Genomic DNA, 21,307 nt, shown 5'->3' with positions numbered 1-21,307 from the left:
AAAAATAAACTCCTGAAGACCAGGAATTTATTTTCGCTTATTTTCCATTGCTGCCTAGTTATTCAGTTTCCAATAAAATCAAAACGTATCATTCCAACCTATTTCTTCATCAGTAAAGGTTGCTGTCCAATTTCCTTCTTCATTAATTGCTGCTTGTTCTTCTTTAGTCTCGATTCCGTTCATACCAGCATTTAATCCAAGGAACACTCTATAAGGCATCCAGATACTTCCGCCAGACTCATAATCGAGTCCATCTTCCAATTCTCCCAACGCCATGTATAAATCTCTTTCAAGATTAGCGTTTTTAGTTGGCATCAATGCTTCAATTTCCTTGGCTCTTTCTGCTAGTTCTGATTTAACTTCTTCAGTTAACCAAGCATCGTCTTCTATTTCTCCAGGCGTATTTTCGTATGTAACGACAAGTTTAGAAAAGTATTCGTATTGATCTTTTACCATTGCTTTCATTTCTGGTGTGATAGCTTCTTCTCGTGAGACAGTATTTTCAAAGTCCTCAGAAAAATCAGGTTCTCCGTTTTCTAAAAGTTTTTCTTCTGAAACTGTTTCTGGTTTATGTACTTCGGCCGATGCCGTTTCTTTAACTTTTGCTTCTGGTTTTTCTTCTTGCATACATGCACCAAGCAATCCGATTGAGATAACGCCAGCTGCTAAAATTAAACTTTTCTTCATGATGAATTTCCCCTTTTTTATGTCTCACACAACTGTGAATGTTCCAAAGATAGCTAAAGAGGCAACTACACCCATGCACCAATGTATTCTAAGACTTTTTTTACTTCAAAAATTACTATTTATATCATTTGTAATTATATCAAAAAATTAATAGTTGTTGTAAAAGTAGGAAATATACTGTTTTTTTTAACACTAATGCATTTTACATAAAATTGATATTTTATTCACTTTTATTAATATTTCCTAATCGAAATATTCATCTAATTGTAAAAAATCATATTTTATACTTTTAACATCAAATACATTTACTTCTTTACATTCAAATAATTCATCATTAAAAACTGCTAAATTATATCCCTTTTCATTTCTAGTACTTTTATATCTTATTCCTTTATGACCTTTACTTTTAACAAAGTCAGTAATATATTGCGTTGGTAAATAATCTAAAGAACTATCACTTCTTCTAAGAGGCTTTGCTATTTCATTACTAATTTTCCTTAAGTGTTCCTTGTTAATTGCATGGAGTTCTGTATTAATACCCGAGAAAGGACTAATTTTGTCCAAAGCTATAAAGTCTACAACGTCAATGTCTTCCAGTAGTTCAAACTTCCCGATAGTAACATAGTCATATACACTTGCTCTAATTTCATGTAAAGTTGTTTCATTATCACTCGCCAAGTACAAACAACTAATTCCTAAAGGATTTGCACGTCCATCGGATGCTTTTCCTGAAGGTGGCGCCCCCATATTGTCAAATGCATACCCATCTTCATCGGAGATTCTTGCCCTATATAAAACTTCACCAGCTTTATAAGATTTTATAGCGACCTCACAGAACATTTCTAAAACTTTGGTATTAATATGATTTGTATGAAATCTATTTACATTTTTTATTTCTACAACAAAGTCTTCCCAATTATAGTTCTTTAAAATTGAATTTTCAGTTAAATAATCATCATTTTGATATAATGCAGTAATACCAATTGGAGAATCAAATAATTCAGGCATCTCTGTGTATTTTTCGTGACATATACTTTTTACCAAAGTATAGATTTTTTCATTATTAATATTAAAGATTTGCCATCTATCATTCAGCTCATCTTTTAGCAAATTTGCTTTTTCTCTAGGATAATTATCTGGTAAACTAGATAAGGGCGTATAAATATCTAATAGTTCATTAAAGTTATCTACTAATTCATTGTTCTTATCAGTGTCATAAACAAATACGTTTTTTTTGTTACACGTTTCACACATTCCTTGTCTATTGATACCTTGAATGATGGCTTTAATCTCCAGATCCTTAAAACACCGGTCACAACAAATCATCCCTATTCTACCCCATCCAAATACTTACTAACTAGTTCAATATGATGCATTATTGAAAGCTTCTTTACTGTACCTAAGCCCGGATATGTACCGTTATGGTAGTGCTTCATAAATTCTCTTAAACCAAATGTATTGATATGTTCTTTTTCTTGCCACAATGCAAGTTTTTTTAACGCTTCGTAGAATTTGCCTGCTGGATCATTATAATCTTCATTTGAATTTGAAACAAAGTGCTTGACTCTTAGACACTTATTCTCATCAAAAAAAACAATATGTATTGCAACAGCATAAGGTGCAAAACCTGATTCAAAATAACCTTCACCAACAATTGAGTAATCTGAAAAACCAATAAATCCATCTTCTTTATAAAATATATGATCCTCAGAAAAGGATTCGTCATCTAAACTTAAGTAATCTGCATTTCTTGATTGTTTTTCAAATCTATCAGCAATTAATACCTTATTATGTCTTATCTTTCTTCTAAATGAACTTTCTTCTGGTATAAGATTATATCGTGGATACTCTTCCTGGAAAACTTGCAAATAAAAATTCAAGCAATCTTTCTCTTTATTAATCATTAAAATTTCATTCTTTTTATGCCCTTGTTCAACTAGCATATTTATTTCATTAACACTATTTGAATTTAATATATGTGAAATAATCACATTTGGCTTTTCAAACGCACTTATTAATTGATCTCTAAATTTATCATTTTTAACAATTTCTAACTCTTTGTTAAAATTCCCGACTTTCGGGTTGAGTACTAATGCAATATCTTTATTTTTATCTACAAACTGTGTAATAGTCTTAATTAGAGTAGAAGAAGGTTTTATCGGTTCAATTATTGGAGTTACTTTATTACCTATAAGATCATTTTCAGCTAATTCTCTTAATGCTAATAACTCATATTGCCTACCTCTTAAGTATGGTAGATACATAACTAACCTCCCCAGTTCCCATGTAAAAAATCATGTAATTTTAAATAATCATTTTTCTTGAACTTAGAAAAATATACCATAAATTTCAGTTCATAAGGTACTTTATTATATTCTTCAATCTCTTTAATATTTCTTTTTTTTAATTCTCTAATAAAAAATTCGTAAAGAATTTCTATATCAATTCTTGTAAACAACTTCAAACATTCTTTATAATAATTTACTTGAGTAGTATGGGGCAACTCACCATAATAATCTAATAATATATTTTCAAATTCTTTTTTTCTTAATATTTTAAAGATTGTTGGATAATCTAAAAATGAACGTTCTTCAATTGATTCTTTTCTTACGCTAATTGTATTTCTGTCAGTCAATATATAGATACCCACTTTTGTATCTTTAAGGATTCCTGAAAGTTTTTTATAATTTGATTCACATGTAACCACGCATACATGGTCAAATGCTTTATAATAATCATTAATCTGATTATCCAATCTCTCAAATGTATCTAAACCTGTTTTGATTTCATATACTACAGCTTTACCGTTAATTAAAATAAAATCTGCTTTTGATTTATTAATGGGGACTTCAGACAAAGCTGTTGTTGTTTTGAGACTATGTCTTCCTAATAATAGTTTATTTAGCAGTGTATTCTTATAGAAGTATTCATTTCTGTACTTTTTACCCATATATCCATAAACTTTATTTATTAACACTTCGTTATTAAATGAATTTATCTCCTCTAAATAACGTTGAATACATGTATTGTAAACGGTATTACAATTATTATTTATCAGGTCCATAAATATATTTTGAGTAAAAAGTCTGTTTAGAATAAAATTATTACTCTTATTCATAATCCACACCCATCTATTTATGTTTACTATTAGTTATCATAACATAATTTGCTCTATCCTATTCTAGATTTCCACTCCAAATAACAACTATTTAAAAGTTCTCCTTTCGACCATCTTCGGCCTTATGAAAGTCTTTATTATACTCTACCAAGGAGTTTAAGGAGTGGATCATTAGAACAATCTTCTGGTTTTGATTGTTCTTCCTTAAGTCTAGATGATGCGTCAAGTCCTAGAAGTTTAAACGCTTCTAATACCTTAGCCTGTGCCTTCATTGATATTCCTAAAGCTGGATGTTCTTTCTTTCCATGCAATCCCTCAAGAACAAATCCATCTTTTAAAAGCTGTATCTCACATTCTTCTATGGTTGCCAAGTTAAATGCAATGCGTTCAATAATCGGCTGATCCGTTGGATTCAATTTATTTAGTTTACTTAACTCTTCCACTATAAAATTAAATTGTTGAATGCTCTTATGGTTAAAATGAACTGGTATTTGCATATCATCATCCCTTTACACTTATTTACATAAAAATTGTTTTTATTAAAAATTCAGGTAGTGAAAGTGTACCTCCCACAGTTATTAAACGTATATTACTGTTTTTGTTCTAACGCCTAGGCGGTACTCCTCATCCTATATAAATGTTTTATTCATACCATCGTCTTATGAAACCATAAGAGACTTCGGCATTACCCATTGATCTTAAGGATAAGTTCACACGATCTAACAGGTTTGTTCGTGTCATATCCTTACCTTTGTTCTTCATCTCATCTAAGTAGTAATCAATTAAGATTGTTGCAGCTGCAAACCTAAACTTATCTTCATCTATGATTCCACGTACTATTTGTAAATGATTTAGTTTCTCTTTCATTTGATATACCATCCTCTCTTACTTAACTACTACTAATTGAGCGCTTAAACCCTGTAATGATATAGACCAAGTGCTTAACTCCGCATATGGAATATCATTATCGAATGTAGTTATTGTGCAGTTACCAAAGTACTTCTCTTCAGATGGTAGGGCGATATATACATCTACTTTATTTCCTTGAACGTACTCTTCTTTTAATGTTGCATATGCCTCAACATCAGTAATGAATGCTTTATTACAGGCTATTGAGAATACTTCTGTATCAGTGCCTTCTACTGAATGACTTAAGGTAGCATTTCGTTGGGCAGCTAATGCTATATTTGTTCCTGCTTTATGGATGTAGACTTTGCATTTCGTTCCTGGTCTTTTTGCCATTCTTATTACCTTCTTTCAATTAAAATAAAAAGAGCCAGAAGTTAATCCAGCTCTAAGTTTATGAAATATTTCGCATAAACAATTATGCGGTAATTGTTCCTTTAGCTACAGCTAAGTAGTTATGCACTGATCCATCACAATACATTTCGCCCATATATAAAGTATTACCCGACACACTTACAATTGAATCTTTTCCAAGCTTTGTAACAACAACATCTTTAGAAATCGCTAATGTATAAGCGTTTGCAATGTCAGTAAAGATAATTGGAACTTGTCCGATTGTATCACCTGCAGCAATAGCATTAGTTACTTCAATTTCATGTTCCCATAAAGTGGCAACAACTTTATTATCAACTGTTTTCGATTTAACGATATATTCACCGTTAACAATGATCTTTGCAACTTTCTCAAAATATTGCTCAGACATATACCATTTGCAGAATGGGCGATATTCTGAATTTACTTTTAAATAAAGAGCTCGAAGTAATAATTCTGTTGGAGCAATTGCAATATTTACTGATGGAACTAATACGTCAGGAGCAATACCGTGCAAACCAGTTAATGTGCCATCACCAACTAAAATCTCTTCTTCAATTTTTTTACCAACCCGACTAACTAATTTTGACTTGCTATTTTCCTCTAAAACTCCAACTTCATTCAAAAGAACATTGCTGAATCTTTGCGCGATACCAATTCGCTTCGGATTTAACTTAGTTGCTTCTGCTAAGTTTAAGCTGACTTCTGGAATAGGGTCCCCATCAAGAACAAATTCCGCATCCGATAATTCTGTCTCGTATGGAAGTTTCAGTTCTTGGCCAACAAGCTTAATTTTACGACTTTTAGCTACTACATCGCTTGTACTTTCTAACAGCTCTGTAATCGGTGCGACTTGTTGAGAAATAGTTGATTGTCCAGTTCCAACATCTTGTAATTCTCTTATTTCTTTCTTTAATTCTTCTTTCATTTTTTGTTCCTCCTGTAATTTAGAAAGTTCATTTCTCGTTTCTTCTAATACTTTCTTAGTTCGTTCAAGATAGGACCTACTACTATTAGTGTCGAGCAACTTAACCATTCGTTCAGCACTAGAAACACTAGCCTTTTGTTTTTCAACTTCGATTTGAGTTTTTCGAATTTGAAGGTCTAAATCTTTTTCTTTTCGAACTTCTTCAATTTGAATTTCAGCTTCTGGTTCAGCAGGAATTTCAACGTCTTCAACTAGATCAATACCACGAGCAGCAATAGTAGACTGGCTGTAAGCAGGATCTTTCACAACCGAAACTTCGTATAAAAGAAGTTCTTCGATGGTACGTTCATAAAGATCTCCTGTAGTCTTTTTCCATGAATCGCGAATATTTTTAAATCCAAAACTCATGTTTCGTAAAATTCCAGATTTGATAAGCTCATACGAATCTTTTCCGTAACTTGTCTTGGCAATCTTAGCTGTCATTTTAAGACCAACAGAATCTTCTTCTAAATGAAGACTTCCGTTTCTCGTACTAGATAAAATCTGATTTGACTTATGTTCAAGTAAGAAATCGATGTCTCGTTGCTTATTAGCAATAGCCCTTTGGAAGGCACCTCGTCGTATTTTTTCTTTGAACCTCTTACTAGAACCAAGTACTTCTGAAAGTTGCTCCGTTTTATTGACATAGCCTGATACAATCATTTCATCTTGATTCTCTGAAACTAACTCAACATCTTGAACACGCAGTTCCATTTTCATATTTCTACTTCCCTTCTAGTTCTTCAAAACATTCGGCAGCTAACTCTTCTAGTATGGAATCTGTGATAAAGTTCCCGTTGCAAGTTTGGTCTTCTGCTGTATGAAGAACTTTTCCTTCTGAATTTTCTAAGGTATACATTCGACCGTTTTTAACCCATCTATAATTTTCAATGTCGTTTAAGTTCAACATGATATGTCTCCTTCGAATTAATATTTTGCTTTGAAAGCAAACTTAAAAAAACGTAAAAAAATAGCCATACCTGTAAAGGTATGACTCTTGATTTTCTTCTCGCTCGGATTTAGGCAAAGATCGTCATGGCAAGAGTAGAAGGTTAAGCCTGGCGTTCGTACAAAACACCTTAGCTGTATATATGGCCCTTTCGGGCGAAGATGTTTTTGATTCACATAATAAACAACATAGGCAACTCAACTAAAATCGATTTCGGAGGACCAATTTATGGCAACAAAAACCTATGTTGTTTATTATATAAATCAAATTATTAAGGAGGTTGAATGAATAGCCAACTTCTCAGAAATGGAAGAAAAGAGGAAGCTAACTAAACATTCAACTTAAATCATGAATATAAAAACTCTTAAGGAAAAACGTTTCACTCAACTACGAGAGAAACAGAGAGGGAAAGAGAATTGGAATAAACTTATCTCTCTATTAATATATATACATACCTAAAGTGCTTGGTACGATATATTGGAAAATAATTTCTTTTAAAGCATTTTTTTATCTCCTTAATTATATATATACGAGTGCTACATACTAGACACTTTTTCTGAAACTTTTTCATTATAAAACGTAAATGAGATTTGAAAACTTCTCAAAAAAAAATAAGACAGCCATTAGGCTGCCTCAGTCGTTCTGCTCTATAACGTTGAATCGTACTTGTTTTCCATCTATTCGAGAATTATGATCTACAATCTTAAAACCATTTTCAGATAGAAGTTTTTTTAAGCTCGTCCATTTCAATTGTCTTCCATGACCATTGATTAAATTTAGCTCTTGAGCAAGTTCATCCTTCTTTTCTTTTGTTAATGGAATACCAATAAATCGTTCCAGCTTAGTGGGACAAAGCTCTGTTACTGTTCCATCTCGTTTAATCTCTACAATAGAACCACTTTGATTAAGAGTCACTAAGTTATTGATATCATGTCTGATTCTTCCTCGAACTTGAGTAATGACTTCTGAATTTCTGCTATGAACGATGACTGTTTGAGCCATGTTTTCTTTATCGAAGATATTATATCCAGTCTCATATGCAGCATTTATTATTACTACATCCACATATTCAGGAATTTCTTCTTTCTCAACAATATGCTCACGAACTTTTCTAGAGAGATTATCCATTTTTCTTTCATTATTGATGCTCCATAAGCAAGCAACATTAAATCCATTAGTCTCCAGTTTCGAACGAACTTCTACTGCTTTCTTGATAGTTTCAACATACATCAGAATTTTGTTATCTTCGTGCAGGTCATTTTTCCGAAGCTCTTTTAGGATGTTATCAATATTCGTATAAACTTTTTGACTGTTGAATAGATATCCCCTCAGTTCACTTTCGGACACTATCTTGTTGCAGGTATAATTGAAGCTTTCTTTTAGAAGCTTAGTTATTCTATATGGAGTTGCTGTCATAAACAAAGTTTTAAAAATTCCCTTATCAGTTGAAGTAACAATCTTCTCTAAAGCTTTATATAAGTTCGTTTCTTCTTTCTTAGCTCCAAGCTGAAGATCATATCCAATAAATTTTGCTAAATTATGAACTTCATCACAACAAAGAAATTTGATGTTGTTCAAGAAGTTATCATCATTGCTTCTACTTAGAACGCTGGCAAACTTCGCGTACGTCATACAGATTGCTCTATTATCTTTCTTTCCATCTTCTTTTATTTGAACTCCAAATCCATGCCCAGGGAGCTGTTCTTCATTAAAAATCATGGTTCCTTTTACTGATGAATCGTAAGGTTTTAGGTATTCATCATATTTATTTAATAACAATTCTTCTAAAATTGAAGTATCTACCAAATATAAAATTTGTTCTTTATTCTTCGCTTTCTTAGAAACTTCTTCAATAAAGAACGTTGTCTTGCCAGTTCCGCATGGAGATTCAATAAAGTTGATGATTCCATCGATTATTTTTGAATAAGAAACTAATTCTGATACATATCTTGCTTTAAATCCGTTTTCAAGTTTCATAGATTGTAAATACATTTCGTTGTGAGTCTTCATAATAATTAGTTCCTCCGAGTGATTTGATTTGGTGATATATCTATTATTTCTGTATTTTGAAAAACGTAAATCAATCGGAGAAACTTTTTTAAATTATTTTTGTTACAAAACTGTACATCAGTGTATATACTCATGTACAAATTTGTAACACTTATTGCGATCAAGCTTGCTTGTCGCATGGCAAAGCCTTGCCTTTGACCATCATATAAATAATAAGAATAGATAGTTAAAGAATGAATTCTGAGACCTTTTGGAGTGGATTAATATATAACTCCATATTGATATTTTTGATTCAACACGGGTCAATCTGGAGCTTCTGAGGATAGGTATGAGGATTGTTTAAAGATATATAAAATGTGAATTTTATTATTAATTAAATGTTTATATAGATCAATTGGTTAGTCAATCGTTGTGGTAAAATAAGGATATAGAGAACATAAGGAGGAAATTACTAAAGATGGTTTTGTCACTTGCACTTTTTGAATCGCAATGGTTTAAAGTATTATTACCTGTAATTCTCGCAGACAGGTTTAACTCAAGTTTTAAATAATTACTTTACTAAGCGTCGAGAAAAGAAAAATAGTCAAAATGAAATCCTAAAAAAATTTTATTATAAGACTATCCCTGAAATTTACGATTACTTTACTGTAGAAAATGACTTTAAAAGGTGGCAGTCTTCAATCCAATATGATGAGCGTATTAATACTGAACAATTTAAACGTAATATTTTTTCCCATATAGAGGATAACTTATTTTATATAAATACAGAAATTAATAATAGTTATAGAACGCTCAGAAAAAACCAATTTTTAAAAGACTTAGGTATCAATCAACATGAGATAGATGAAATAAATTTATTTTATACAATAGTTGAAGAATATATTAATCTTCTAAAAAGTCTAAGACATAATGAATTAGGTTCAGCTTATGAATATGCTTGCTTGTTTTTGATATGGAAAAACACAAAATACTTTATAGAAGATGACACGTACCTAGCAATGTCAAGATACTTTTATTTTAATACAAAAAAACTAAATAAAAGGATGATGAACAGACTAAAAAAATTAGATAAAATCGATAACTATAATGAGCGTAAATTCGAATTCCGACTAATTTTAATTGAATTAGTTAATCAAGAAATTGAAGAAAATGATAAGGAAGAATTGCTAGATACTTTCTTTGAAATAGGTCCTGAGATAAATGATGCTATCGGTATTTCTATTTATACAGATCTAGCTTCTCCAGGATTTGGTCCCTTACCAATATCCTATAGAAAACAATACCGAGAAAATATTTTAAGAGAACTTTACAACTCAAAATATTACACATCAGATTATAACTTCAAATTTAAAAAAGTGGAATTCAATAAATTAAATAATGAATACAAAAATGCTATGAACTACTGGGCAGGAAAAAAACTAGTATCACTTAACTATGAAAAGGATTTCGTATCTGTGAACATAACACCAAATGGAGAAGATTATATTGAGAGTTCGTCTACTGAAAATTAAGGACTCTTTTAAAAACTTCTTATCTTCAAAAATTTCGTTAAGTATTTGAAATAAATTGAACGTTTAGGAGGACCAAATGAAAAAAGTATATTTTACGCTTTTTGCGGAGCATATAGAATTTGATACTGATGAACAAAAATCAGAAAAAGAAAAACTCATAGAATACACATTCTTTAGTGATAGTTTGACTAGGGAAGACATAGAATATTTGTTCATCAAAATAATGGAGATTAAATTAGACTGGATGGACCTTGAACTTAATGAGGATAAAAATAATGTTTATATAATAATGAAACTTTTATATCCATATACTAATGGTAAAAAAGAAACTAATATTCCTTCTGGTATATTTTCTCTTATCGAGGACTTTGTAAGTGAAAAGAAAAATATTGAACGATATGAGATTAATGATATTGTAGAGGATTTTGACGAAGAAATAGAAGGCCTACTTATAAATATTAAAGATGATTCCTCAGGGATAGATGAATTATTAGAAGAACTCAGAAAGCAAAATATCGACTTTGAAATTATCACTAAGAATGTAAAAACGACTGAAGCGGGCGCAGGAAATACATTCTTTGAAATAATTTTGTATATTCAAAACACAGTTTTAGATGGTGTAGTGTCTGGAGCAGCATGGGATATTACTAAAATAGGCTTCCTTGCACTAATATCTAGAACTGGAAATTCCGGAAGCATCGATGAAATAAGAGTTGCAAATATTAAATATAAAAAACTTTTAAAATCTATTGGTATGAGAGTTAAAATGAAACCAAAGGATTTAGTATTAATAAATTCGTATAAAAATAAAATTAATAATGAAACAATATTTGAATTCAAAGGAAATAATTCAAATATTACTGTTATCTGTGCTGAAGATTCTACAATTTTAGAGCTTAACCTTGAAGAAAAAGAAATCAATAATCAAAATACCTAAAATTTAACAAACATATACTTACGACTGTGTATTTAATGCCCTGCTCTAGGACCTAAACGGTCCTTTTGTTTTGGAAAATAAAATATTGATTTTATAATTAAAAATAAGCCTCGATAGGCTCGTTTTTTTACTGCTTATTAAAAGTTCTCCTCGATAAATTCGGCTTCTTGTTCAGGAGTAAGAACTCCGGTAGCTTTACCAACATTTCCATTTTGAGCTTCCCAAAAGTAGTTATGATCTTCCACTATATTGTCGAAGTTTCCTTCTTTCCAGTCTCCTGCGATTCTCAACAATTCCTTTCTAAGCATGAAGCCTATGTCACTATCTTTAATGAATTCATAGACTGCATTGATGTTTTCAGGAGTCATCGGAAGGTTTGACCATTTATCTGTCGCAACAACTTTTTGATGAGTCATGCTGTGCATAGTTTCTAAAACGTCTGCTCCAGTTGAACTTGGGCCAAGGCCGATTTCATATTGAGCTTGTTCAATATCTGAAGTTTGCTCTTCAATTTCTTCTTCTTTCTCATCTTCTTTATTAATTTTCCCCGTAACGTCCATGACAGCAATTTTTTCGTTATCTGGATCATTATGCCTTGCTTGTCTGATTTCATACTTTTCAGCATTCTGCTTGAATGTTATTACCACTGCAAGAACTGCTGCAACAACTATAATTGCAACCACTGACCATCTAAATTTATTCATTATAACTTCCTCCGAGTCATAGTTCGATTATCACTCATTTCAGTTACATCCTTTTATGGATAAGCTAACCATTATTATATTAACATAAACTATTAACAAATAATCTTAAACTATTAAGTAACCATATAGATAGATATAAAGTTTTTATCTTATAATAAAAAAATGAGCATAAGTTATTAATCCTCAAAATCATCTAAATCTAAATTGATTAGATGGGATTAATAATCACTCGGTATTGGCCATTAAACTATTCCCTATATAAATGGAAACCAATACAGAGCATTCTGTGGCTTCTGGGTACTATACTAATCTTACCAGTTAATCAAAGGAACATTGGAATCGTTTAATCTCTTTTCGAATAATTTATAAGAATCAATTTGCCCATGTTTCAAATGACTTTTATACAAAGTATTTTCTAAGCAGGTTCTAAAGTAAGCTCCAAAGTTATCTATATCAGGATTTGCTTCTACCTCTTTTAAGACCCTATAACAAACTTCTTTACTCAATCCTTATAATCGATATTCAGAAATTAATTTATTTATTATTTCATCGTTGTTAACCGATTCTTTGTTAACAAAATATTTATTAATATTTTTATATTGTTCTTTTTTATTTTTCTTTTTATAAGCTGGTAACTTTTGTACAGGCTTGGATTGCTCTTTTGTCATTGCTAGGGTTACACATTTGTCATAGCTCAAAAAATCTTCAGACTGTTTCTGTACTGAGGTTTCTTGTTCATTTTCCTCGTTTAGGTCTGCGCTTTTGTCAGAGCTGACAGCTACTTTTGGAAGTAACTGCTGCACTATTTTATCTGTGATATGAAAGTACTTCTTAGATGGTGAACCCATGATTATCGATTCGATATAGCCTGCATCTTCTAAATCCTTAATTGCTTTCAATTGCTGCCTGTATGATAAAGCTGTTTCTTCTTCCAAAACTCCACTAGTTAAATAGAAGTACTCTTTACCATCTCGTACAGTCAGCATTTTCTTACTTCCAAAACTTTCATAGCTTGAACATAACTGCCCGAAAATAATTGCTCCGTTGACTGATACTTCATGAGCTAGTTCTTTGTTAAACATGACAAATCCATTTCCACTTAAAAGTGACATGAGTTTCATAAAATTTTCTCCTTCTTGACACAGAAGAAAAAGACTTGCTATCATTGTAAATGTAGAAGTTTTCTTCTGCGTTTTTTATTAAGAGATGGTAGAGCCGCCAAACTCATATACCATCTCTCTTATTTTATTTTAATATACGAACACACATTCGTACACTATTATAATTTTAGTCCTTTTAAAGCTCCATACTGGCTGTGCTTTCGTTCTATATCAGGTCCCCATAAGTTTACATATCTTTTAGTTATCGACATATCCTGATGACCTAATAGAGTCATTAAACTGAAAACATCTATCCCTGCTACAATCATTCTCTTTGCCATGGTATGACGAAAAGTATGCGGACCAACTCTTTTACTGATATTAGCTTCTTTTCTATACTTGGCAAATCTCGTTTGAATACTATGTGGATTCAAATCGTTATCGTCTCTATTGATGAACAATTTCTGAGTTCCGACAGTCCCTCTAATTTTAATATATCGTTTTAATTGTTCTTGCGTAGTCTCCGATAAATAGACCGTTCTTTCAAATTAGTTTTTGGTTTTTCTAATAATTATATGGTTGTCTCTTACGTCTTCCACTTCAATTCCTATTAATTCAGATAAACGGACACCAGTATCTAAGAACACCAACAAAATTACTTCGTCTCTAAATCCTACAAATGTTTTTTGTTTTCTAATCGTCTTAATTAATAACTCAATTTCTTTATTGTCTAACGTTTCTATAGTCTTTCGTCTATCTCTCAACAATTTAATATTCTTCATTGGATTCGTTTCTAAATGCTTATTTTTATACAGAAAATTATAAAATGATCGCAGAGCACGTAGTCTAGTATTTATAGTAGTTACTTTTATTAACTTTTTGCTTTCTATAATCAGATTTTCTATATCTTGCTGTTCACATTCAACCAGTGTCTTATTAATAAACTTCTTAGCGAGCATGAAATTCATTTTTATAATAATCAATTGTTGCTGGCCGTAGATTCCTTAAATAACAATCTCTATAGAAAACTTCAAAAGCTTCTTCATCGTTTATTCTCTTTATTATAATTTTTAATTCTTCTTTAGACAGATCTCCTCTTCTTCCCATAATTACCTCCTAAACATAAGCGCGGCATACGATTCGAGGCACACGATTCTGAGTTATTTTTGTCGTATTTAGAAAACAGAAAAAAGACCTCAACGTAATCGTTGAAGTCCTGATTCTATAGCTTTCATGATACCGGTGGCCGGGGTCGAACCGGCACTCCAGAGGAACACGATTTTGAGTCGTGCTAAGATATCAATTGTCAAATACCCTTGTTATATCTATGTTTTGAGAACTTTTATTATTTTAATTCGTGTTGTTGTCCATACGATTATTAAATACCTTTATATGAATATACTTATAGCTATTACAAATGTCAACGACACCACCTTGACGGTAAATAGTGTTCTAACGTATTAGTTTATGTTATGAGTGGAGTATATTATTTCTTCCCTCACAATGTGTTGTTTTACCTACTTTTTACCTTCTTCAATGGAACTAATGGATTTCCATTTGGAAAGCAATTACACCTTTATAACATGAGAAAGAGCAATACAATACGTATTGCTCAATGTTAAAATCTATTGTTAGTTAATTAGATATCATTTCTATAGTGATTGTTTACATCCCTTATTTCCTTTCTACTTTGTTGTATCTTTCTCGTTCTCATCTTTCATCTAGAACTAGTACATTTCCTATTAATCCACCATCGCTAAATGAACATATGAGTTTATAAAGTATCTTCTTTATGTTTTTCTATGTATTCCTCAATATTTATATTATTTTCTCCCAAGTAACTAATAATAAATTCCCTTATATCATTGTAACATTTTACTATTTTATCATACTTCATTGAAGAAAGTTCTCCAACACCTGATATAACACCTGTTATGGATTCTCCCTTATCTTTATTAACCTTAATTGATTTTCCGTAGTATGCAACTAATTTTTCTACTGTTTCATTATTTAGAATTGCTGCAGGGGAAGGTTTTATTTTCCAAAATGATAAATCTCTAATACATTCGTTAGCTAACATTTCTTCATATAATTTTACAGTTATTTTGGAATCATTACTCCCAACAGAGTTAAGAATTTCTTTAGAAAGTAATTCTATTCTTTCGTTCATAGTACCTAGCATTGATAATGTATCAATAAGACGGTCTTCTTCATTTTGGTTACTTAAGAAAGAATACATCATTCCTGCCCATTGCTTCCTTAGATAATCCTCAATATCTGCGAAGTTTCTAAAAGGAACAATAGCATTATTAATTGTGTTTTTTCTAACTTCATCTATAAACTCGAATATCATGTTGTTGTCTGAAGATGGATAAATGATTTTTGAATAGTCCACAGTGTCATTTTTCTTATTCTTCGTATAAACATTATGGTCGCTATAAACTCCTTGTTCTACCAAAGTAAAGATTGGGATTTTTAACTTAACTGCTTCTTTATACTCTGCATTGGTTATTGAATGGTCAGTTTCTTTGAACTTCCCGCCATATCTTCCACCAATAATAAGTACGAATATTTGGCAGTTAGGAATCTCTTCTAGACAAGAATCATGAGTGTGTCCTCTAGGGTTATAGAAAACATCCCCATCTTCACTTAAAACAGGTTCATATCCTAATGTTCTAATAAAGTACTTTAGGTTTTCTCTAATATACCTTAAATCATAGCAAGTCGAACTGATAAATACTTTTGGACTAGCCAACTTTTCTCCCCCTCACAAAATTTTCTATATTATACCATTATAGTATAGTTAATCTTGCCTTGTAAGATAATTATTCTTTTTTATAACTTATCCAAGGATAAGAGGAATGGTAATATCTCTATCTTAGTTAACCCTATTTTTTGTACTCAATCTAATACTCCCTAATAAAATCAAATTTCATTAATTACAACAGCAGAGGAATTCTAACAAAATAACAATCATGACGTTTTGAGTCTACCGACTCAGTAATAGTCCCATAAATCCGGGGGCATTTAATGTGGAAAATAGCACCTTTTCTTTATAGATGGGTATCAAAGTTACTCAGAATATGTGTAATTATTTTTATATCGCAGGTTCCACAATCAATACAGAATGGCTGATATTTTGCTCATGCGTTCTTGGTGTGAAAAATACGATTCTAGTATCACTACATGTAAAACGGGTGATACAAAAACGAGATCTACCCGAAACCCGTTCCCCTTTGTGCTGTACCACGAATATCCACAAAAGTTGTCATGAAAGTATCTCCATGTGTCTATCCAGCCTAAGTCTAGTAATTTTCGCATAAATCCCACCCCATAAAAAGGTACACCTTGTGCATCTTCCGACAATCCGGTATTGTAATCTCCTAAAATAACAGCTTTTTATTGACATTCTTCCTTGCAAAATCAATTAGTTCTATCCAAAATTCCTGCTTTCCTTGTTTATCCTGACTGGGATATGTATGCCTAGGATATACAAGTCCTGCAGAGTAAGCTTTATCTCAAGCCACTGTTCCTTATTCTTTTCTCTTTGATAGGAAGATAGAAGTACTTCAAATGGATAACGGGAAGCAAATAGCAGATGGTTTTGTTTTGGTTCACCATTACTATTAACGACATATCCATATTCCCGCAAATGTTTCTGAAGTTCCACACCCTTTTCTCCAGTCCAGTATTCCGAAAGTAAAACAATATCAGCTGAGTGCTTGTTTATTTGCTGTGCAGTGCTATCAATGCGTTGCAATGAACCGCCTTAATTTAAATTCCAAGTTAATATTTTTCAACATTCTCTCCTCCGTTCCATCCTAAAAAACAAACTCCTTCTTAACGCTTCTCTTCCTTAACCGCCCTATAAGTGTTATATGAAAATCAATTACAATAACTCTTTCATTTCTCAAAAGATAATATTCGGAAATTTTGTTTTAACCATTGTGATTTTAAGACATTAACCCAAAAATCCCCAAAATAAAACAGCCATATCTTTTATAGCTGTTTTCAAATTCGTAGTAGATATTCATTTACTTTTTCACATTTCTCTTTGGTTCACTATAATTTGTATGAAAGCTAAAACGACTAGTTAAATGGAAATTCAGAAAAGCTAAAATAGGATTTCTAATGAAAAGGTAGACTAGAAAGTCAGTTTGCGTTTACACTTACTACTTCTCATCCTCAACCATCTTCTTTTTATATTCTTTAATTTCTATTTTACGTGTTTGTTTAACTGTCATAAAGAATTTCAGAAAAAGGACATTCGTAAATGGATATTTCTCCAATATTTTGCTAATTTCAATTCGCTCGTGTAAGTCTTTTTTTGCCTTTATTAAAAATTTACTTGGAACTGAAGGCGCAGCTTCATTTAGCATAGTGTATTGCATTGTTAATCTTGTAACATCATCTTCATGTTCACTTTTAAAACTAGAAATTGCATCGGCTTGTCTGATAAAAGTAGTTAATTGTTTTCCAGTATACTCATGCTGGCTTGCTCTCTCACCAAGTTTTAAAAAATAATCAGCAACGGTTAAAATAAAGATCAAAGATGCAAAAGTCCCGACAAATAGTTTATATGTATCTTCAGTTAGATATTTAAAAGTAGGAATGAATGTATCATAATTAGCAAAGGTTAAAATAGCAATAATTGTTGATCCTACTAGTATAGAAAAGTTCAAAAAGCCATTATAAATGTTTAAACGTTTTGATAACATAAAATGAGTATTTCTAGAGAGATTTGCTTTCCTTTTTAATTTTTCAATCTGATTTATTTTATTTTCTATTTCCATATTTAATCACCTTCCTCATAAAGACGCCATATCCACATATATTCTGATAGCTCTGTTGACATTTTTGCATCAATTAATGCTTCCCTAATAGTGTTTGATTCTTTATTAAATCCAACCCAATGTTTTTTTATATCTTCTATAAATCTTTCTTTTCTAAGACCCGTACCAAAAATCCTACCATCTTCCATTATAACTATAGTCCTCGTACGGTGTAGAAGGTGCGTAGGCGTATTGGTATTTTCAATATAACTAAACGTTTCCTCATCATTAATTTTTTCGATATCAATTATATCCTTTACCCCGATATTTTTCAGCATACTATTGAAATCTGCCTCAAGGAGTATAGCATTTTTATTAGAATTGGATAGTACTAATACAAACTCTAACAATCCTTCAGCAGTGAACCTTTTTCCTGATCATTATTCCTAGGATAAATGACTGGGATTTTTTGTTTGTAATCAATATCCAATAGATTCCCTCCCTGCATTTCGTTTATGAAATAAAATAATGAGGAAGTTCCATCTTCAGTTCTTTCAAGATGTAATTCTAATCCGCTACTTTTAAGGTCGTTAATAATTTGAGAAGGTATTGAATTAAAGAAATTTGATAAATTCTCCACTCTGGTCTGTATTAAAATGTTTCTTGCAGTAGTAATACCGATGTTATATAGTTTGAAACTCGTACTATCCGAGTAATTGGAATCTACTGTTAAATTCTTCAGCTCTTCTTCAAAACTTTTGTAATTAAATACTACAAAATCTTCAAAGTTAATCTCAACCATTTGATTGTCTAACTGTAATGTAGGTCTATTTTGATTTACATATGATTCTTTACTAAGTTCAAGTTGTTTCTCAGATAGCCTTGCGCTCTTACTTGCACTCTGTGATGAAAATGCAGAAAAAAGGGCTGATCCAGCGACGAATAACTAAAGATAAAATTTGTATTGTGGTTTCCACAGTTTCATTCAAACCTTTCTGTCCTCCTAAAATAAAACATAAATATATTAATAGATAGCAAATCCCGCTCACCTGTTAAAATGAAAGAAATTAAGGAAAAGCACCCTCTTTTCAGAGAGAGCATTTTTTAAATTAACCTAAAAGGTATAAAAATGAACTATTGTTTTGTAATGACTCCACTATTTGAACAGGAACTTACGTTGCATATTATTGTGATGGCTGTTTGCCGACTGTTGAAACTTTATCCTTCCGTATAGGTGGTCAGAATGTTGTCAATAATGTTAATAAATGTAACAATTACCAGTAGAAAGCTAGTGTGTTTAATATTCTTTATAGATACCTTGCAAGAAGGATTTTAGTTATAAGAATTAAAAAGATCCCAAGTTCAAAAGCAGCAATTCCAAAATGTTCACGGGTTTTTTTCTTGGTTATTTTTACATAATTTAACCTTTTTTCCATTGCGTCAGCTAACTTATCTTTATCTACTTGTGTTAAGTGTGGGAAATTCAAAGTGTTATTAATAACGTGATTTTTCAATTCAATTTCTGCTGTTACTTCTGCATCCTGTTCATCCTTATTATAAATTTCTTCATATGGCTTGTTATATTTTTTCATTGCATAAGTATACCAAAGGATTTTTAAAATAAAAATCAGCGTAAAAATCCCGGACATCCAAATTAGGTTATTCTTCGTGGCTAATAGACCAAATCCAGTTGAAAAAATAACACAAAGAATTACTGATATTAATAAAGAATTTAAATATGCCTGATGCTTTTCTTTAAGGTCTTTTATATGATTTGGATTTGAACGATTATTTAAAGCATGCCCCGCTTCGTGAGCACCAACAACCGCGGACTCGTATTGATCCTTATATGCATTTTTATTAAGATAAATAATTGTATTTCCGGGATTACTAGGATCATATGAACAGCGTGATATCCCACCACTAATGTACTTTACTTCTTTGTAATTAAAATTATTACCTTTAAGAATTGCTTCAGCAATTTCCTTGGACTCAATAGACAAGACTATTCCCCCACATATTACTTTCATTTTTTTAAAACCGCATTAAGTTAATTAGTATAAATATCCTTAGGCAGTCCTCATTCATCAAGTGATTGCTTAGTTATTTCAATTTCTCTTTATAAATCCTTTGTAATTCTAAACGTCAATAGAAACTAAAATTTCAATTCCAGGTTCAGCAGTCCATTTTGAAAAAATTTTAGTGTAGATGTATCCATTATTAACACAATACATAATTTGTTCTCACATGGATTTTAACAAGGTACCTTTTAAATCTCCCTGTGAGACAGATAGGACTGTCTACACAAAAGGAATAATGTCAAAAAGCACGCTTATTTTTACGAAATTTATGCAAGTACTGTTATATTTCTTGCATTAGTTTGTTGAGCTTGAGAAGAGCTTTTTTAACCTTTTTCAAGCCAGGAAATTTTAAGTCATTGCAGAGACAATTTAATTAAATGGGATTATTACCGTTTATAGGTAATAATTGGCTTCAGGCACCTTGCTTGAATGGAATTTCTGAAATAAGACGATATATTGACTAGAATGATAATACTCAAATCGTTTTGGGCGTTCGGATTCAGATGGCTTCAGAAATCCGGCCGCTTCTTCATAGGCTGTTTCAGATATGACATAGATTGTCCTCTCATCCCCAAAGGGTACCACCTCTGCTTTTATAACCCCCTCTTGAATATACTTATAGACACTTTGAACAGATAACCCTAGTTTCTTTGCTACTTCAGTAGGCCTCATACCCGTAGGGTGTGATTTCTTTTCATTAACAAGTTGATCCACTTCCGCATTTCATACCGTGCCTCTCTATGAATTCGATGTGGATCTGCTATTTTAATAATTTTCTTCTGCTTTGCATAATGATAGACCGTTGCTTTGAAGACCCCTAGTAAATCGGCTACCTCTTGTTGCGTATACCATTACCCTTTAACCACTCCTGTCTTCCTGGATTTCTCAATCGTTTCATTTATCATTACCCCATGCTTGTTAAAGCATTATTTCCTCATGATACAAAACGGCTTCAGCTTGTCCAAATCTTACGCGATATTGTAGACGTGGATGATCGATTACTTCCATGACCTCCCCTTTTTTCTTATCAAATTCTTTAATATAGTAAAAGCTCTCAGAGTCTTCTTCTTCCGTGCACGTTTGCTGAACCCGAACTGAATCTCCAACTTCATAAGGGGTCATCTCGTGTTTATTCTCAAAATTTGAAATAATCAATTTTACTCTCCCCTTTACTCTTATATTTTTATGCGTTC

Annotated in this window: 23 protein-coding genes and 2 pseudogenes; 2 read left to right on the top strand and 23 right to left on the bottom strand. The window is 31.6% G+C overall.

The genetic code is table 11. The annotated features are described in order from the left end of the window. Positions 1-78 precede the first annotated feature (78 nt). From JFU24_RS00465 to JFU24_RS00420, 10 genes are all read right to left on the bottom strand, one after another. Positions 79-687 carry a hypothetical protein gene (locus JFU24_RS00465; protein ID WP_201249256.1) on the bottom strand — a complete coding sequence of 203 codons (609 nt, stop codon included), beginning with the start codon at positions 685-687 and terminating at the stop codon, positions 79-81. Between the two features lie 243 nt (positions 688-930). Then, positions 931-2,013 (bottom strand): RES family NAD+ phosphorylase, encoded by a 1,083-nt coding sequence (locus JFU24_RS00460; protein ID WP_201249255.1) that lies wholly within the window; start codon positions 2,011-2,013, stop codon positions 931-933. A gap of 2 nt (positions 2,014-2,015) precedes the next feature. Further along, a complete protein-coding gene (locus JFU24_RS00455; protein WP_201249254.1) occupies positions 2,016-2,951 on the bottom strand; it encodes a sce7725 family protein in 936 nt (311 codons plus the stop codon). Between the two features lie 2 nt (positions 2,952-2,953). After that, on the bottom strand, positions 2,954-3,805 hold the full coding sequence (locus JFU24_RS00450) for a sce7726 family protein (RefSeq protein ID WP_201249253.1): 852 nt from the start codon (positions 3,803-3,805) through the stop codon (positions 2,954-2,956). 137 nt (positions 3,806-3,942) lie between these two features. Continuing rightward, positions 3,943-4,302 carry a P27 family phage terminase small subunit gene (locus JFU24_RS00445; protein WP_201249252.1) on the bottom strand — a complete coding sequence of 120 codons (360 nt, stop codon included), beginning with the start codon at positions 4,300-4,302 and terminating at the stop codon, positions 3,943-3,945. A 145-nt stretch (positions 4,303-4,447) separates the two neighbouring features. Next, complete coding sequence (locus tag JFU24_RS00440; RefSeq protein WP_201249251.1) at positions 4,448-4,684, bottom strand: hypothetical protein; 237 nt, start codon at positions 4,682-4,684, stop codon at positions 4,448-4,450. A 6-nt stretch (positions 4,685-4,690) separates the two neighbouring features. Beyond that, positions 4,691-5,047 carry a hypothetical protein gene (locus tag JFU24_RS00435; protein ID WP_201249250.1) on the bottom strand — a complete coding sequence of 119 codons (357 nt, stop codon included), beginning with the start codon at positions 5,045-5,047 and terminating at the stop codon, positions 4,691-4,693. 82 nt (positions 5,048-5,129) lie between these two features. Further along, positions 5,130-6,770 carry an HK97 family phage prohead protease gene (locus tag JFU24_RS00430; RefSeq protein ID WP_201249249.1) on the bottom strand — a complete coding sequence of 547 codons (1,641 nt, stop codon included), beginning with the start codon at positions 6,768-6,770 and terminating at the stop codon, positions 5,130-5,132. A 4-nt stretch (positions 6,771-6,774) separates the two neighbouring features. Next, on the bottom strand, positions 6,775-6,960 hold the full coding sequence (locus JFU24_RS00425; RefSeq protein ID WP_201249248.1) for a hypothetical protein: 186 nt from the start codon (positions 6,958-6,960) through the stop codon (positions 6,775-6,777). Between the two features lie 672 nt (positions 6,961-7,632). Next, positions 7,633-9,009 carry a DEAD/DEAH box helicase family protein gene (locus JFU24_RS00420; RefSeq protein ID WP_201249247.1) on the bottom strand — a complete coding sequence of 459 codons (1,377 nt, stop codon included), beginning with the start codon at positions 9,007-9,009 and terminating at the stop codon, positions 7,633-7,635. 1,046 nt (positions 9,010-10,055) lie between these two features. On the opposite strand from JFU24_RS00420, the gene JFU24_RS00415 reads away from it, so the two are divergent. After that, positions 10,056-10,520: a hypothetical protein gene (locus JFU24_RS00415; protein ID WP_201249246.1), complete on the top strand. Its 465-nt coding sequence runs from the start codon at positions 10,056-10,058 to the stop codon at positions 10,518-10,520. 76 nt (positions 10,521-10,596) lie between these two features. Further along, positions 10,597-11,457, top strand: a complete 861-nt coding sequence (locus JFU24_RS00410) for a hypothetical protein (RefSeq protein ID WP_201249245.1) — start codon at positions 10,597-10,599, stop codon at positions 11,455-11,457. Positions 11,458-11,594: 137 nt separating this feature from the next. Here the strand turns inward: JFU24_RS00410 and JFU24_RS00405 are convergent, their stop codons facing one another. The 13 genes and pseudogenes from JFU24_RS00405 to JFU24_RS00355 all read right to left on the bottom strand — a co-directional run bounded on the left by JFU24_RS00405 (position 11,595) and on the right by JFU24_RS00355 (position 21,269). Then, positions 11,595-12,161 (bottom strand): DUF6241 domain-containing protein, encoded by a 567-nt coding sequence (locus JFU24_RS00405; protein WP_201249244.1) that lies wholly within the window; start codon positions 12,159-12,161, stop codon positions 11,595-11,597. 509 nt (positions 12,162-12,670) lie between these two features. Next, complete coding sequence (locus tag JFU24_RS00400; RefSeq protein WP_201249243.1) at positions 12,671-13,282, bottom strand: hypothetical protein; 612 nt, start codon at positions 13,280-13,282, stop codon at positions 12,671-12,673. Positions 13,283-13,440: 158 nt separating this feature from the next. After that, a pseudogene (locus JFU24_RS30945) lies at positions 13,441-14,043 on the bottom strand (tyrosine-type recombinase/integrase). Between the two features lie 166 nt (positions 14,044-14,209). After that, positions 14,210-14,368 (bottom strand): hypothetical protein, encoded by a 159-nt coding sequence (locus JFU24_RS29860; RefSeq protein ID WP_242485218.1) that lies wholly within the window; start codon positions 14,366-14,368, stop codon positions 14,210-14,212. Positions 14,369-15,035: 667 nt separating this feature from the next. Further along, the gene (locus JFU24_RS00390; protein ID WP_201249242.1) at positions 15,036-16,016 is read right to left on the bottom strand and encodes a DUF4062 domain-containing protein; all 981 of its coding nucleotides are present in this window, start codon (positions 16,014-16,016) and stop codon (positions 15,036-15,038) included. Positions 16,017-16,694: 678 nt separating this feature from the next. Continuing rightward, entirely contained in the window at positions 16,695-17,021 is a 327-nt protein-coding gene (locus JFU24_RS29855) for a hypothetical protein (protein WP_242485217.1), read from the bottom strand. Between the two features lie 412 nt (positions 17,022-17,433). Beyond that, complete coding sequence (locus JFU24_RS00380; protein ID WP_201249241.1) at positions 17,434-18,054, bottom strand: SLATT domain-containing protein; 621 nt, start codon at positions 18,052-18,054, stop codon at positions 17,434-17,436. A 2-nt stretch (positions 18,055-18,056) separates the two neighbouring features. Then, the gene (locus JFU24_RS00375) at positions 18,057-18,371 is read right to left on the bottom strand and encodes a hypothetical protein (protein ID WP_207203184.1); all 315 of its coding nucleotides are present in this window, start codon (positions 18,369-18,371) and stop codon (positions 18,057-18,059) included. Positions 18,372-18,436: 65 nt separating this feature from the next. After that, positions 18,437-18,835, bottom strand: a complete 399-nt coding sequence (locus JFU24_RS00370) for a hypothetical protein (protein ID WP_201249239.1) — start codon at positions 18,833-18,835, stop codon at positions 18,437-18,439. A 505-nt stretch (positions 18,836-19,340) separates the two neighbouring features. Then, entirely contained in the window at positions 19,341-20,036 is a 696-nt protein-coding gene (locus tag JFU24_RS00365; protein WP_201249238.1) for a zinc metallopeptidase, read from the bottom strand. 471 nt (positions 20,037-20,507) lie between these two features. Then, positions 20,508-20,828, bottom strand: coding sequence for a helix-turn-helix domain-containing protein (locus JFU24_RS00360; protein WP_242485216.1), 321 nt, complete (start codon positions 20,826-20,828; stop codon positions 20,508-20,510). Next, positions 20,783-20,911 (bottom strand): annotated as a pseudogene (locus JFU24_RS29850) (hypothetical protein); the annotation flags it as partial. The pseudogene JFU24_RS29850 and the gene JFU24_RS00360, both read right to left, overlap by 46 nt. 121 nt (positions 20,912-21,032) lie before the next feature. Then, positions 21,033-21,269, bottom strand: coding sequence for a hypothetical protein (locus JFU24_RS00355; protein ID WP_201249237.1), 237 nt, complete (start codon positions 21,267-21,269; stop codon positions 21,033-21,035). Between the last annotated feature and the right edge of the window lie 38 nt (positions 21,270-21,307).

It is taken from the genome of Peribacillus sp. TH27 (assembly GCF_016650915.1).
Classification (GTDB): domain Bacteria; phylum Bacillota; class Bacilli; order Bacillales; family DSM-1321; genus Peribacillus; species Peribacillus butanolivorans.
The sequence above is the reverse complement of the archived record's forward strand: the minus strand, read 5'-3'. Positions and strand labels throughout refer to the sequence as shown.